The organism is Streptomyces sp. NPDC050625 (assembly GCF_040654755.1).
GTDB lineage: Bacteria > Actinomycetota > Actinomycetes > Streptomycetales > Streptomycetaceae > Streptomyces.
On record NZ_JBFAIQ010000004.1, the window covers coordinates 230672 to 244427 of the forward strand.

A 13756-nucleotide genomic window follows, 5' to 3' on the forward strand; every position below is an offset into this window, starting at 1 on the left:
TCAGTCGTGGTCCCGGAGGCAGGGGAAGGTCCGGCCTTCGGTGCCCCACCGGGCGGGATTCTGCCGGTTGGGCAGGAGTCCGCAGCTGAGCAGCGTGTCGGTGATGCCGTCGGGCTGCCGGATCTCGCGGATGAACACCGCCTTGTCGGGCGGATACTTGTTCCGGCCGTCCAGCTGGAGAACTCCGGAGGCGCCCGGGTACTGGGACACACCGTGGGCGGTCAGCCAGAGATAGATGTCATTGGGTTTGATGTCGGAGTCGGGGGACGTGGGCAGCACGTTCTCGATGACCTGGGTGACGATTCCCACGGTGTCGTAGCCGCCCGCGGCATCGGCGTCGGCTCCCCGGTCACCGAAGACCTTGGCGAAGTTCCGGGCGAACTGGGCGTAGGGGTCACGGGAATCCTGCGTGGGCGCGTTCGCCGTCTCGTAGAAGATCGTCATGTACGGGTACGCCTGCGCCGTCTTTTGCGGTTCGGTCTGGAAGTCGATGGGGGCGCTCTCCGCGATCAGCGGGATCGTGGTGCCCTGCGGGGGCTGGCACTGGCCGCCCGCACTCTGCATGGCGTTGAGGAGGCTCGGCAGCACTCCGGAACGGCCGAGGTAGACGACGATGCCCTGGGTCGCCGTGACCTTGTTGCACACATCGGTCGCGATGGTGGCCGGTGTGGTGGCGCCGGGCTTCTCGCTGTAGGTGACTTCGTCGACCGTGCCGTAAGCCCGGTAGGCATCGACGAACAGGTTCTTCAGGTCCGTGCTGAAGTATGCGTCGGTCGGGTCGTACACGACCACGGCGTGCGGGGTGCCGGCGGTGAACGACCGGACCTCGGGGGAGTGACGGACGAAGTCGGCCAGGACGGGCGCGACCCGTGTGTTGGGCGCGGAGATCTGGAAGTAGCGCTGCGGAGAGTCGGGGCCGACCATGGCGCTGCCGGTCACTCCGTTGGCGATGACCGGGATGCCCGCCTGGTCGAGCTCGCGTGCCGCGTCGAGGGACTCGGGCCGGCTCTGGGTGAGCCCGACGACGGCGGCGATGTGGTCCCGCTCCTGACGCTCGATGATCATCCGGCTGACGTCCGGGGCGTTCGGCGCCGCCGTGTTGTGCGATCCGTAGCGGAAGTACTGACCGGTGTTGGCGATCAGCAGGCGGATCGGCATCTTGTTCTGCCGGTCCTCGCCGTTCAGCTTGCGCTGCTGGGCGATCGCCCCGCGCAGGACCTGCAGCCCGATGGGCGGGTCGTCGTAGACCCCGTCCTGGAGGCTCAGCGGTGCCAGGAAGACCAGGGTGCGATACCGCCCGTCCGTGAGCTGCGCGTTCTGTTCGGCGACCTGCCGCTCCAGCTCCCGGAGCTCCTTTCCGCGCTCTCCCTGAACCGCCAGGTCGCACTCGCTCCCGTCGGTGATGCCGACGCGCTCACCGGTCGCGACCGTCTTGCACGAGGGCGGCGCGGACGGTGACGGGGACGGCGGCGGCCAGATGTAGGCAGGGGCGATGACGAAGAGGGCGATCAGCCCGGCCAGGAACGGCACCGCGCTCGGTCGGAGCCAGTCGAGGCCGCTGTCCTTGCGGGCGTTGACACTGGGATGGGTCTTCAGCCCGTTCTCCGCCGAGCGTTCCGCGTCGTCGTCCTCGGCGGGCAGCGTGACGAGGCGTACCGGCTCGGCGCTGCCCTCGTTCAGGCAGGTGAAGATCTTGTCGGCGATACCGTTCGGCCGGGTCAGGTCCGCGCCGAGGGGGACGGCGTAGTCCGGTGGTGCCCCCGCGCTCGCGGCCAGAATGAACAGCGGCGAGGACGCTTCGTCGCGAGCGAGTTCTTCGAATGTGCCGAGAAACGCGCGCCCTGGTCCGTTCACGTCGTCGATCTCGGGAATCAGGACCACGAAGGCCCACCGGCGGCGGGCCCAGCGATGGCTCAGGGGAGTCCGGCGCCGGGTGGCCCTGCGCAGATCGCTGAGCAGGGCGCGCAGCAGGATCCGGCGCACGCGCGGGTCCTCCCGGTCCAGCTCGCTCTCCCGGCAGAACGCGAGGGCGGCGTCCAGAAAGCACGAGGCGTGGAGTTCGTCGGCGACCCAGCGCAGGCCCCAGTGCCGTAGCCGGAACCGGTAGAAGGCCTTGGGAATGCCGACGATCAGTGCCGCCACCAGTCCTTGGATCCAGCCGGTCAGGAAATGCTGTCCGAAGAATCCCGCGATCTTCGCGCCGAAACCCAGCACCCGGCGCCGCTCGATCAGTGCGGCATGCAGCCCGTCCAGAATGGGTTTCTGCCGGGCCCGGACATCTCCCGCGCCACGCTCCAGGTCGAGTACGGCCCGGCAGGTATGGAAGGCCGACAGGTTCAGGCTCCCCGAGGGCATGGTCAGTTCCAGCCGCAGCGCCACCTGATCCATCGCCTCGATGAACCCGCCGCTCGACTCGGCGTCGTCCACCACGGCGTGCGGCACCTGGAAAAGGGAGTTGCCCCGGCCTCGCGTCAGCCGGTGCTCATACTCCCGGACCAGATGGGCCGGTGCCCGGACGTCGCCGCCGTCCTGTCTGACCAGCACCAGAGCCGGTACTTTCGCCGCCCTGGACCTTCGGGCCACGAAGGTGTCGATCTGCCGTATCAGGCGGTCCGACCATTTGGGATGGACGGGCGTCGTCCCGGAGCCGGGCACAACATTGCGCACGCGTGGCCTCCATGGGGAGAAGAAAGGAAGGCCAACATGCCATGGAGGTCGGGCGCGAAATCACGCTATTTCCTTCAATGAATTCCGATGAACGCTTCGGATCGCTCCAGGATCGGACGACGGCGACGCCGTGACTCAGGAAGCCGCTTGCCCATGGCCGAAAATGCCGGCGGCCCGGCCCGGCGACTTCGGCGGACCAACGAGGCCCCGAGCCCGTCGTGGGCCCGGGGCCTCGTTGCCGACCTGCGGCCTCCCGAGCCGGGTCCGGCGGGAGGCCTGTTCGGCCGCGCTAGCTGTTGGTGCAGGTGTTGCCGGAAGTCGGGTTCATGAACGCGAGGATGTCGAGGGTGTTGCCGCACAGGTTGACCGGGATGTCGATGGGAATCTGGATCACGTTCCCGGAGAGTACGCCCGGGCTGTCGCTGGCGACGCCGACGGGATTGGGGTCGGCGGCGAAGGCGGCCGTGGTCCCCGTGAGAGCGAGGGCGCCGGTGAGGACGGCGGTCACGGCAGCGGTGCGGATGCGCATGTGGTCTCCCTTGTCGAAGGTGGGGTGCATCCATCACATGCGGTGGGCCGCCGGGCGCGCACGTGCTGTTAGGCCGGACGGAGGGTACAGCCTTGCCTGTCGGGTCTTGCATGTTCTATGCCATACACCATAAGTTACTAGCAGGTAATCGCTCGAAAGGCTGAAGGACTTCAGAGGGGCGGCGTCTGCGAGGTGAGTCGGCGAAAGAGCGACAGCCGGGAGCGGATGGTTCTCAGTGCCGCTGCCCTGTTGCGTGAATACGGCGCCGGCGCGACCAGCATCGACCGGGTCCTCGCGCACAGCGGTGCCCCCCGTGGCTCGGTGTACCACCATTTCCCGGGCGGGCGTGCGCAGTTGATCGACGAGGCCGTGGCGCTCGCCGGTGACTTCATCACGGGTGCCATCGACGCCGCCACACGGGCCGAGGACCCGCTGAAGGCGATCGACGCCTTCTTCGCGCTGTGGCGCCACCGGCTCGTGGAGAGCGACTTCAGGGCCGGCTGCCCGATCGTGGCGGTGGCCGTGGAGACCAACGACGAGGCCCCGCAACTCGCCCGCGCCGCCGCCGAGGTGTTCGCCCGCTGGCAGGAAGCGCTGGCCGCCCTGTTCGTCCGCCACGGCCTGCGCGAGGAGCGCGGCAGGCGGCTGGCGGTGTTCGTCATCGCCGCGGTCGAAGGCGCGGTGATCATGTGCCGGGCCGAGCGGAGTACGGCTCCGCTGGACGCGGCCGCCGCTGAGATCAACGACCTGCTGGCCCATGCCTTGCGGGACCGGCCCGACACGGACCGCGGTCCGTGACCTTCCGTTCCAATCAGCTGACCCGCTGCTCCAACCCGCTGACCTGCCGTTCCAACCAGCTGACCCGCTGCTCCAACCCGCTGACCTGCCGTCCCAACCCGCTGCCCCGCCGTCCCGACCCCGCCCGACCCGAGGAGCCACCATGCCCGCACTCGACCGCCAGGACAGCGTCTACATCCTCGACCTCGGAGACAGCGAGAACCGTTTCCACCCCGACTGGATCGCCTCCGTCAACGACGCCCTGGACGAGGTGGAGAAGGCGGAGGGGCCGCGCGCCCTGGTGACCGCCGCCACGGGCAAGTTCTTCTCCAACGGCCTGGACCTGGAGTGGCTGTTCGCCCACAGCGACGAGTACCAGGACTACGTCGTGTCCGTGCACGAGCTCTTCACCCGTTTCCTGTCGCTGCCCGTGATCACCGTGGCCGCGCTCCAGGGACACACCTTCGCCGCCGGGGCGATGCTCTCCCTGGCCAACGACTTCCGTGTCATGCGTGCCGACCGTGGATTCTGGTGTCTGCCCGAGGTCGACATCAGCATCCCCTTCACCCCGGGCATGTCCGCGCTCATCCAGGCCCGTCTGGCCCCGCAGACCGCCCATGAGGCCATGGTCACGGGTCGCCGCTACGGTGGCCAGGACGCGGCGGCCGCCGGGATCGTCGACCGTGCCGTCGCCGAGGACGCCGTCCGGAGTGCCGCCGTCGAGATGGCTCAGGCCCAGTCGGGCAAGGCGGGCGACACCCTCGGCACGATCAAGGCCCGCATGTACGCCCCCGTACTCGCCGCCCTGCGCGACACGGGCAACCCCCTCGGCTGACGCCCGCGGCGGCCGTCTGCGTCAGGCGGCCGACGGGAATGCGAAGAAGGCCAGTGCCGCGAGGACCGCCACGCAGGCTGCCGCCGCCAGTGCGCCCGGAAGGGACCAGGTCGCGATGGGCCCGGCAACCGCCGCTCCCACCGCGAACCCGGTGATCTTCAAGCTCGCGCCCGTGGTGAAGATCTGTCCGCGCAGCTGCTCGGGAGCCTCCCGATGGCGCACCGCGAACAAGGCGGTGAGCTGCGGCCCTTCACCGATCCCGGCGATGAGCAGGGCCACGACTAGCACGGCCGGCCGGCCCGAGGCGGCCAACGCGAATGCGGCTGCCTGGACCAGGGCGCCGGCCCAGATGATCGTGTCGGGGGTCAAGGAACGCGGGAACCGCACCAGTACGGCATTGGCCATCAGCGCGGAGAACGCCGCGCAGGAGAGCAGCACGGCACCCCGGCCGGACCCGCCGAGGACACGCTCGCCCAGGAGCGGAACGCAAGCCGTCACCATGCCCTGAGCGGCACAGGAGACGACCGAGGAGACCGTCGCTCGTGCCAAGCGGGGTCTCCCGACGATGACGCGTATTCCGGCAGCGAGGACGCCGATCACCGAGGTCGGCCGGGCGACCCGGGGCCGACGGGGCTGCGCGGGCAGCAGCCACGCCGCCGGGATCGCCGAGCCGATGAGCAGTGCGGAGACCAGCACGGCCGTCGGTGCCCCGAGGACCTCTGCCACGCCACCGGCGAGAACCGGACCGGCCAGGCTTGCCGCGCTGAAGGTCATCGCATCGAGTGCGTTCGCCCGCGGCAGACGGTCGCCCGGCACCGTCCGGGGCAGTTGAGCCGTCCAGCCGCCCGACAACGCCGGCCCCATCAGTCCCGTGAGCACCGCGATCACCACCGTGACGGCCAACGGAAGACGGCCGAGCGCCACGAGAATCACCCCCAGGCCCACCGCGTACAGGACGAGGGCTCCGGCGAGCAGGCGTCCGGGCCGCTCATGTCTGTCGAGGAGCGCCCCCAGCACCGGCCCCCCTGCCACGGCGGAGACCGTGATGCCCGCGAGCAGCGCCGACGCTTCGGCGCTCGATCCGGCGAGGGTGAATCCCGCCAGCATCAGCGCCGGTCCCGACATCTCGTCCCCGGTGCGGGCTGCCACCGCTCCGGCGAGAAGGGGACCGGGACCCATCGAGTAACGCTTTTTCACCCACAGGACGTTATGGAGGTAACTCAAAACCATGCAATATGCGTTACATTCCGAGGGTGTCCACCGACGACGACTGGTCGACCCGGCACTCCGTGCTGACGATGGCCCGGCGCACCGCCGCCCTCGTCAACGCCCTCGCCGATGACCACACCGAGCCCGGCGACGTCGCCGAGGTGCTGCGCGCATACGGCGAGACAGGTCCCGTCGACCTCACCCGCCGTGAACTCTCCCGGATGCGCGAAGCCGCGGCGCTGCTGAGGGACGTGTTCGCCGCCGAGCACGTCGACCGAGCGGCCGCCGCGTTGAACCGTCTGCTGCGGGAACACACCGGACCGCTCCGCCTGACCTCGCACGGCGGCAGCACCCCCTGGCACCCCCACCTCGACCATGACGACGACGCCCCCTGGAGCGAGTGGTTCCTGGCCTCGTCGTGCATGGCGCTGACCGTCCTCGTCTGGGACCGCCAACGCCCGCCCGGCAGGATCTGCGCGTCGCCCAGCTGCGACAACGTCTTCATCAGCCAGGGCAGCGGCCCCGAACGCCGCTACTGCTCCCGCCGCTGCGCTACCCGAGAGCGGGTCGCCGCCCACAGGCGTTCCCACTCCCACTCCCTCGACCTCGACCGGCCGAGCAGGACCAGCTAGCGCCTCGACGTCTCCGGGGTGCGTCACCGACAGGTACGATCGCCGGGTGAACACCTACTGGCACGTCGTTCTGCCGCCGCTCTGCGCCTGACCGGGCGCAGACGCTGACAGTTTGATCTCCGGCCCCGACCGACCCCGCAGGGCGGTCAGGGGCTCGTGTCGTGCGCCCGTTTCTGATCGAGTCCCAGACGCATTCGACGACGGAAGATCACGACTGTGCCGAACCGCACTTCCCCCTTGGCTCCCGCGCGCCCGGCCACCGCCGCCCCGCGCCCCTCTCGCACCGGTTTCCTCGGCGGCCCCGCGCCCATCCTCGCCTCGGCCGTACTCTGGGGCACGACCGGGACCGCCAGTTCCCTGGCACCGTCCGGCGCGGCTGCGGCGGCCATCGGCTGCGCCGGTCTCAGCCTCGGCGGCATCCTGCTGTTCCTCACCTCGCGGGGCGCCCGCTCCCTGCCCGCCGCCTGCACACGTGCCGAGCGATGGCTGATCGTCCTGGGCGCGCTGGCGGTTGCCGGCTACCCGGTGACCTTCTACCCGGCCGTGGCACGCACCGGCGTGGCCGTGGCCACCGTGATCGCGTTGGGCAGCGCGCCGGTCTTCGCCGGGCTGTTGTCCTGGATCACCGGGCAGGCACGGCCGACCGCACGCTGGACCGGTGCCACCGCGGCCGCCGTGGTGGGCTGCACGCTCCTCGTCCTCGGCCCCGAACTGGCCGGGGAAGGTACGCCGGTTGACCTGACGGGAGTCCTGCTCGCGATGTGCGCGGGGCTGTCGTACGCCGTCTACTCGATGATCGGCGGCAGGCTCATCGCGCACCGGCACGCATCCGACGCGGTGATGGGCGTCCTGTTCGGCGCGGCCGGCCTGCTCGTCCTCCCGGTCGTCGTGTTCACCGACGTGCGCTGGCTCGCCACCCCGCGCGGCGCGGCGGTGGCCGTGTACCTCGCCCTGTTCACCGTCTGCCTCGCCTACCGGCTCTTCGGACACGGACTGCGCCACACCCCCGCATCGGTGGCCACGTCGCTGACCCTGGCCGAGCCCGCGGTCGCAGCGGTCCTGGGCGTCACCGTCCTGGGTGAGCGCCTTCCGGCTGTCTCCTGGTCCGGGCTGGCCGTCCTAGCGCTGGGTCTCGTCCTCCTGGCCGCCAAGCCCGCTGGTCCTGCCGGTCCTAGGCGTCCTGGGCGTTCTGGGTGTCCTGGGTGTGCTTGAGCGCGTCGCGGGCGGCCGGGCGCTCGGCGGGCTCCAGCGTGGCCCAGTAGGAGTGGGTGACGATCGTGACGGCGAGTTCCTGCTCCCGCTCTCGAAGCGCGGCGACCTGCGACTGCTCCTCGGGGGTCCAACCAGGGGAGTCGGGGTAGGCGGGGGAGCCGTCGCGCCAATAGCCCTCCGGGCGCTCCCAGGCCTCGATGGGCTCCACGGAATACGGCAGCCGCGCGATCAGGCGGGCGAGATCGCCACGCACCTGTTCGAGATCGCTCTGTGCTTTGCGTAGATCGTCAGGAAAGTCGTATTTCACACACCAACACTAGTTCGGCTTTCCGGCTGTAGCGCCCTGCGGCGCGTGCCGCAATGCGCACAGTGGCCCGGTCAGGTGCCGTCGATGCGGTGGAGCAGCGCCAGCGCCTCGGCGGTGCGGCGATGGTCCGGGCCGAAGCTGGCCAGGCAGGCGTAGTGGGCGGCCGCGGCCCGGGCGCGGGCCTCGGTGCCACGGCCCAGCCCCAGCAGGGCCGTGGCCAGGGTCGGCTCGACGGCGCCGGTCTCCGCACGGTGCTCGTCCTGGGGCCGGCCGCGGCGCAGGGTCGTCGGCGCGCTCCGCCCTCGGCGAGAGCCTCCTCGTGGCGGCCCTGACCGTTGAGGCTTCGCACCAGGCCGAGCCGCAGGACCAGGCTGAACCGATCCGGGGTGCGGTGGGCGGCGAGGGCCTCACGAGCGAGCGTCTCGGCCTCCCCGTGGCGGTCCTGCGCGTTGAGGGCGTAGATCTGTCCGTTGCGGGCGGCTGCCGCCAGGAAGGGCATCTCCGGCCCCGTGCCGCGGGCCGCGACACGGGCGACGGCCGCGCACTCCGCCTCGCATTCGGCGTGCCGGGCGAGTGCGGTCAGCGTCTGGGCGCGGTCCGAGAGCAGTTTCAGGGTCTGCGGGTGTTCGGCGCGGAAGATCCTGCCGAAGACGGGCAGCAGGGCGTCGTGTGCGGCGCAGGCCTCGGCGTGGCGGCCCTGCGCGTTCATCGCGATCGCGGCGAGGTTCAGCGCCCAGACGCTGACCGCGCGACCGGAAGAATTTCATGCGCGGAGCATACGGATGCCGCGCACGCCTGTTCGGGGAGGGGGAGTTGGCCGTGAAAGGCGCTGCGGCTGCTCAGCAATCCGCGGGCAAGATCGACGAGTTGGGAAATCTCCTCGACACCGCGCTGCGCGGCGGGAGATGCTGCGGCCGATGACACGCACCGATACGCCTCCCGCCTGGGACGAGCGCACTCAGCTGACCACCTTCCTCGACTACGTCCGCGCCACCGCGCGTGCCAAGTGCGAGGAACTCTCCGACGAGGACGCCCGCAAGGCACTCCTCCCCGGCTCGCCGCTGATGACCCTGAGCGGCTTGATCAACCATCTGCGCTGGGTCGAGTACTACTGGTTCCAGGTCGTCTTTCTCGGCGAAGAGGACAACGGCCCCTGGACCGACGAGGACCCCGACCGTGAGATGCGCATAGCCGTCGACTTCCCGCTGTCGCAACTGCTCGACGAGTACGCCGAACAGTCAGCGCGCTACAACGAGTTGGTGGCCGCGCACGATCTGGACACCAAGGCCCGGACGAAGCGGCGCGACGGCAGCGCCGTGGACCTGCGCTGGATCCTGCTGCATCTGGTGGAGGAGACCGCCCGCCACAACGGCCACCTCGACATCCTGCGCGAGATGACCGACGGGCGCACGGGCGACTAGATCCGGTTCACCGCGTGGATCAGTAGCCGGGGAAGACCCGGCGCAGCAGATCCAGATCCGCGGCGCCCGTCGTGGCAACGCCGTCGGGCGTGTACCGGGCGGGGAGCCGTCCGGCGACCAGCCGCAGCCAGGCTTCGGCGGGCAGAACCAGTGTGCCGTCGGGTCGCTCGGGCAGGTCGAAGTCCACGCTGATCGGCGTCCGCAGCCGCAGGACGAAGTCGGAGGCGGGCTCGGTCGTCGTGACGTGGAGGGCCGTGTGCCGGCCTTCGAGCACGTCGGCCTTGCCGGTCCAGGCGAGCAGGTCCGGTTCTCCGTGCAGGAGTGCCGCGGCGGCGTCGGCGGGCAGTGCGGCCCGCTCGTCGAAGACGACGCGGATGTCCCAGGAGTGCAGCGTGAACTCGCTGAGACGAAGCCGCGCCGCCGTCGCCACGTCGACGGGGGCGGGCAGGAAGCCCAAGTCGATCCGGAGTTTCTCGCGGGTGCTGGCGTCCAGGGATTCGTACCGCGTGATCAGTGAGTGATTCGCCTGGAGGAAGCCGTCGGCGCGCTCCCGCCGCGTCATGGCGTTCCACTTGTCCCAGACGGAGTGGTTGAAGTCGGGGCCCGGGTTCGGCGCGCCACCGAGGGCGGCTTCGACTCCGGCCCGCGCGATCTCGGCACCGCTGCCGAGGTGGCTGAGCACCTGCGAGAGGTCCCACTCGGCCGCGCCCGACGGCCGGGCCAGGTCGTCGTCGCTGAATCCGGACACCGAGCCGGCGAGAGCGTCGTGTCCCTTGCGCAGTACGGCGATGACCGTGTCGTCGTTGCCCATTCCTGCTCCACGAATGATCGATCCGGATGGGGATTGGATAGCGTCATCACGCTACGGCCACCGAGGCCTGCCGCGCCGGGGTATGCGTACTTCGTATGGTGGGCCGCGCGGGCGCCCGCAGGCGTTCGGCCGCGTCGGCCAGGCCTATCCCGGCGCCGTCATGGGCAGGGATGTTCACGCCCGGCGGGTTGGACCGGCCGGGGGGTGGGGGCAGGGAATGGGCATCTTCGGGCGCAGACGGAGACCGGACCCGCCGCGGGGCTCGTGGCCGCCGGGGACACTGCCGGAAGGACTGCGGAACCTTCCGCTGCCGAGCCACAGCGACAACGGGGATCGCTGGATGTTCGAGATCGACGCAGAGTACGCCTCGGAGACCTGGGCACCGCCGGAGTCCGTACGACGCTGGTGGCTGGTGGACAGGGAGGGCAATGTGGTGGGGGAATCCGTGGAGAACCCCGAGTACGGCCCTCCACGGGACGATCTGAGCCACGCCACCGACCCCGACGGCCCGCTGAACTGGCTCCTCGATCCGGAGGCGTCGGTGCGCGGGTGGCTGGCGGCCGCGCTCGACCGCGTCGCGCAGGGCATCGAGGTGCACTGGCTCAAGGTCAAGGACACCCCGCTGGTCCTCGCCGGGCACGGCGCCTGCGACTTCACGCCGCCCGACGTGGCCGGCCCGCCGCCACCACGCATCGGCGCCGCCGTACCCGTCGGGCTGGGCGCTCGACTGGCCGGTCACCCACCCACCGTGCTCTGGGGTCTGCTGCTGTGGGTGATGGTCGCGGACGACCCGGCCGCCGCCCCCAGGCAGAACGTCTGGTTCTGCCCCGAGCTCGACACCGACCATGCCGACGACAGACTGCGCGTGGTCCTCCGGGACCCGGACATTCGGTTCTGACACCACCGAGCCGGCCGCCGGTGCCGACGGAGGGCGGAGGCAGAGAAGGACGGCCCGTCTGGGGGAGCACCCCTGACACGGCCTCAGGGTCGGATCAGGGCAGGGACGGGGATGTCACCAATGGTGACGCGGGGGAGGGAGCGGCAGGCTGTTGCTCATGCCGCACACCACCGCCGATCACCGTCGCCCCGCTCTCGCCCGCCGCGCCGCCGTGTCCCTCGTCGGCGCCGCCGCCCTGGCAGCCGTCGCAGGGGCCCACTCGCCCAGTCATGCGTACGCCGGGCCGACCGTCGCGGACCAGCCCCTGACCGACTTCAGCGACTGCCCGGCCCTCCCGGCAGGAGCGGACCCGGCCCGCTGGCGGTGCGAAGTGCACACCGCCGCACCGCAGTTGTCGATGGGCAAGATGACCGTGACGCTCGCTCCGATCACGATGACCCATGCCGAGGGGCCATTGCCCGACGGCACCAAGGGGCAGGTGTGGGGGGCCATGCACAGCACACCGACCGCCGTACCGGGCGGCTTCCCCGCTCCCGTCGTCAGCGAGCACGCGCGGCTTCGGGGACTGGCCATACAGCCGGAGTACGGCGGCCGATCCGACTTCTACACAGGACAGTTCAGCCTGCGCTTCCGTCTGCTTAGCCCCCAACTGGCGCCGAACTGCACCATCGGGGCCGACGCGCCGATCGACTTCCAGCTGAAGCGATCGGGCCCCTCGCAGTGGGTCTCGCAGGACCCGCCGCTGATCAAGTTCTCGGCGTACGACGACACGTTCATCGCGCCCGCCGCCGAACACTGCGGACCGCTGACCAGACTCCTCAACCAGCGGCTCGGCCTCCCGGCCGCGAGCGGAAACCTCATGACGTACGACGCGGCCTACACCTTCAAAACCTATGACCAGCTGCCCACGCGCTGATGGGCTGCGCGTGAACCGCTGGACTAGCCCGCCAAGTCGGACCCGAAACCGGTGTACTTGTGGGCCGGCAGGCCCACCTTGGTCGGACCGAAGGTCGTCGACGCCGTCGTCGAATAGAGCGTGGACGCTGCGCCCGGCAGGAACCAGGCCGCGCCCTCGGGGTCGTTCTCCTGACCGGCGACGGCCGTGAGGTCGGCGTGGCCGTCGTGGTTCACGTCGGAGGCGAGGAGCGTCTGGCCGAAGTTGTCGATTCCTTCCACCGAGCCGGGCACGCCGGGGCTGTCCTGGGTCAGGAACACCGGGCGCGTCGTGGTCACGCCGGAAGCCGAGCCCCTCAGCAGGGTGATCGCCCCGGCGGAGGGGAAGTAGTGGGCGTCGTCCCCGAAGGACTCACCCGGCGCGCCGACCGCGAGGTCCCCGTAGCCGTCCTTGTCGAAGTCGCCGATCGCCAGCGCCTGGCCGAAGCTGTCGCCGTTCTCCGAGGTGTCCGGGACGCCCGCGGTGTTCTGCGTGTACGTGACGCGGCGCGTGCCGCTCGGGCCGGACGAGGTGCCGTAGATGACGTGGATCTTGCCGCCGGCGGAGGCCGAGGGCTCGTCGGCCGGATCCTCGGGGTTGCCGAGGACGATGTCGCCGTAGCCGTCCTTGTTCAGGTCGCCGATCGCGGCCGACTCGGCGGCGCGCAGGGTCGTCGTCCTGCTGATGCCGTCGGAGGTGCCCTTGTAGTAGACAGCGGTGGCGAGCTGGTCGCGGTCGGGCTTCCGGCCCGTGACCACGAGGTCGGCCTTGGTGTCGCCGCTGACCCGGCCGGCGGTGAGCACGGGCTTGTCGATGCCCGGGGAGTACGAGGACACCCTGCCGGTCGCGCCCGATGTGCTGAACGGGCCCCGGATCAGCCGGATCCGCCAGGTGGGGCTGCCCGAGTCGCTCTGCGCGGAGATCGCAAGGTCGGGCTTGCCGTCGCCGGTGAAGTCCGCCGCCGCGATGCTCAGGCCGAAGTAACTGCCGTACAGGGTCTGCGGGTTCTTCACCGCCGTACCGCCGGACAGGCCGCTGCGGGAGCCCCAGACGATGACGACCGTGCCCGCGTCCTCGGCGCTGCCGGCCTTCTCGTGCGGGGCGCCGACGACGAGGTCGCTGTAGCCGTCGCGGTTGAGGTCGGCGACAGCGAGCTGATCGCCGAACTCGTCGTCCTTCTCGGCGCTGCCGGGGATGCCCGCGGTGTCCTGGCTGATCAGCTGGTGCTTGGCCGGATTCAGCCCGCTCGCCGTGCCGTAGGCCACGGCCACCTGCCCGGCCCACGACTTCCCGTTCACCGTGGCCGCGGGGGCCGCGATGGCCACGTCCCGGTAGCCGTCGCCGTTGAAGTCGCCCGCAAGTCCGGAGGGTGCGGCGGAGGCGGGAGTCGACAGGACCAAAGGGGTGAGGCCCGCGACGAGCAGGGCGGCGAGGGCCGTGGTTCCGGGCAGAGGGTGTTTCACGTAAGTGTCTCCAGATGGGGCGGATTCCCGGGAACCGGGCGCTGCGATCAGAAGACCTTCG

14 protein-coding genes are annotated in these 13756 nt (G+C 70.6%); 7 read left to right on the forward strand and 7 right to left on the reverse strand.

Annotated features, from left to right (window positions below; all coding sequences use genetic code 11):
- Positions 1 to 2667, reverse strand: coding sequence for a hypothetical protein (locus AB0I54_RS11490; RefSeq protein WP_363295721.1), 2667 nt, complete (start codon positions 2665 to 2667; stop codon positions 1 to 3).
- 289 nt (positions 2668 to 2956) lie between these two features.
- Positions 2957 to 3196, reverse strand: coding sequence for a chaplin (locus AB0I54_RS11495; RefSeq protein ID WP_363295722.1), 240 nt, complete (start codon positions 3194 to 3196; stop codon positions 2957 to 2959).
- A 225-nt stretch (positions 3197 to 3421) separates the two neighbouring features.
- Here AB0I54_RS11495 and AB0I54_RS11500 point away from each other — a divergent pair, with 225 nt between their 5' ends.
- Both AB0I54_RS11500 and AB0I54_RS11505 read left to right on the forward strand, forming a co-directional pair.
- Positions 3422 to 3994, forward strand: a complete 573-nt coding sequence (locus AB0I54_RS11500) for a TetR/AcrR family transcriptional regulator (protein ID WP_363295723.1) — start codon at positions 3422 to 3424, stop codon at positions 3992 to 3994.
- Between the two features lie 142 nt (positions 3995 to 4136).
- Positions 4137 to 4808: an enoyl-CoA hydratase-related protein gene (locus tag AB0I54_RS11505; protein ID WP_363295725.1), complete on the forward strand. Its 672-nt coding sequence runs from the start codon at positions 4137 to 4139 to the stop codon at positions 4806 to 4808.
- Between the two features lie 21 nt (positions 4809 to 4829).
- Here AB0I54_RS11505 and AB0I54_RS11510 read toward each other — a convergent pair whose 3' ends face one another.
- Positions 4830 to 6005, reverse strand: coding sequence for an MFS transporter (locus AB0I54_RS11510; RefSeq protein ID WP_363295726.1), 1176 nt, complete (start codon positions 6003 to 6005; stop codon positions 4830 to 4832).
- A gap of 38 nt (positions 6006 to 6043) precedes the next feature.
- On the opposite strand from AB0I54_RS11510, the gene AB0I54_RS11515 reads away from it, so the two are divergent.
- Both AB0I54_RS11515 and AB0I54_RS11520 read left to right on the forward strand, forming a co-directional pair.
- Positions 6044 to 6649 (forward strand): CGNR zinc finger domain-containing protein, encoded by a 606-nt coding sequence (locus AB0I54_RS11515; RefSeq protein WP_363295727.1) that lies wholly within the window; start codon positions 6044 to 6046, stop codon positions 6647 to 6649.
- A gap of 216 nt (positions 6650 to 6865) precedes the next feature.
- Positions 6866 to 7861: an EamA family transporter gene (locus AB0I54_RS11520; protein ID WP_363295728.1), complete on the forward strand. Its 996-nt coding sequence runs from the start codon at positions 6866 to 6868 to the stop codon at positions 7859 to 7861.
- Here AB0I54_RS11520 and AB0I54_RS11525 read toward each other — a convergent pair.
- Both AB0I54_RS11525 and AB0I54_RS11530 read right to left on the reverse strand, forming a co-directional pair.
- On the reverse strand, positions 7821 to 8168 hold the full coding sequence (locus tag AB0I54_RS11525) for a hypothetical protein (RefSeq protein ID WP_363295729.1): 348 nt from the start codon (positions 8166 to 8168) through the stop codon (positions 7821 to 7823). The two genes, AB0I54_RS11520 and AB0I54_RS11525, sit on opposite strands and share 41 nt — an antisense overlap.
- Positions 8149 to 8877, reverse strand: coding sequence for a hypothetical protein (locus AB0I54_RS11530; protein WP_363295730.1), 729 nt, complete (start codon positions 8875 to 8877; stop codon positions 8149 to 8151). Before AB0I54_RS11530 ends, AB0I54_RS11525 begins: the two co-directional genes overlap by 20 nt.
- 208 nt (positions 8878 to 9085) lie before the next feature.
- Here AB0I54_RS11530 and AB0I54_RS11535 point away from each other — a divergent pair, with 208 nt between their 5' ends.
- Positions 9086 to 9589 carry a DinB family protein gene (locus tag AB0I54_RS11535; protein WP_363295731.1) on the forward strand — a complete coding sequence of 168 codons (504 nt, stop codon included), beginning with the start codon at positions 9086 to 9088 and terminating at the stop codon, positions 9587 to 9589.
- 19 nt (positions 9590 to 9608) lie between these two features.
- Here the strand turns inward: AB0I54_RS11535 and AB0I54_RS11540 are convergent, their stop codons facing one another.
- Positions 9609 to 10400 (reverse strand): maleylpyruvate isomerase N-terminal domain-containing protein, encoded by a 792-nt coding sequence (locus tag AB0I54_RS11540; protein WP_363295732.1) that lies wholly within the window; start codon positions 10398 to 10400, stop codon positions 9609 to 9611.
- A gap of 340 nt (positions 10401 to 10740) precedes the next feature.
- On the opposite strand from AB0I54_RS11540, the gene AB0I54_RS11545 reads away from it, so the two are divergent.
- Positions 10741 to 11298 carry a hypothetical protein gene (locus AB0I54_RS11545; protein ID WP_363295733.1) on the forward strand — a complete coding sequence of 186 codons (558 nt, stop codon included), beginning with the start codon at positions 10741 to 10743 and terminating at the stop codon, positions 11296 to 11298.
- A 157-nt stretch (positions 11299 to 11455) separates the two neighbouring features.
- The gene (locus AB0I54_RS11550) at positions 11456 to 12214 is read left to right on the forward strand and encodes a hypothetical protein (protein WP_363295734.1); all 759 of its coding nucleotides are present in this window, start codon (positions 11456 to 11458) and stop codon (positions 12212 to 12214) included.
- A gap of 23 nt (positions 12215 to 12237) precedes the next feature.
- Here AB0I54_RS11550 and AB0I54_RS11555 read toward each other — a convergent pair whose 3' ends face one another.
- A complete protein-coding gene (locus AB0I54_RS11555; RefSeq protein ID WP_363295735.1) occupies positions 12238 to 13695 on the reverse strand; it encodes an FG-GAP-like repeat-containing protein in 1458 nt (485 codons plus the stop codon).
- Positions 13696 to 13756 lie beyond the last annotated feature (61 nt).

Excerpts from the sequence above, each read along its gene's own strand:
- AB0I54_RS11495 (WP_363295722.1), bottom strand. The coding sequence starts at position 3,196 with ATGCGCATCCGCACCGCTGCCGTGACCGCCGTCCTCACCGGCGCCCTC.
- AB0I54_RS11500 (WP_363295723.1), top strand. The coding sequence starts at position 3,422 with ATGGTTCTCAGTGCCGCTGCCCTGTTGCGTGAATACGGCGCCGGCGCG.
- AB0I54_RS11505 (WP_363295725.1), top strand. The coding sequence starts at position 4,137 with ATGCCCGCACTCGACCGCCAGGACAGCGTCTACATCCTCGACCTCGGA.
- AB0I54_RS11515 (WP_363295727.1), top strand. The coding sequence starts at position 6,044 with ATGCGTTACATTCCGAGGGTGTCCACCGACGACGACTGGTCGACCCGG.
- AB0I54_RS11530 (WP_363295730.1), bottom strand. The coding sequence starts at position 8,877 with ATGAACGCGCAGGGCCGCCACGCCGAGGCCTGCGCCGCACACGACGCC.
- AB0I54_RS11535 (WP_363295731.1), top strand. The coding sequence starts at position 9,086 with ATGACACGCACCGATACGCCTCCCGCCTGGGACGAGCGCACTCAGCTG.
- AB0I54_RS11540 (WP_363295732.1), bottom strand. The coding sequence starts at position 10,400 with ATGGGCAACGACGACACGGTCATCGCCGTACTGCGCAAGGGACACGAC.
- AB0I54_RS11545 (WP_363295733.1), top strand. The coding sequence starts at position 10,741 with ATGTTCGAGATCGACGCAGAGTACGCCTCGGAGACCTGGGCACCGCCG.
- AB0I54_RS11550 (WP_363295734.1), top strand. The coding sequence starts at position 11,456 with ATGCCGCACACCACCGCCGATCACCGTCGCCCCGCTCTCGCCCGCCGC.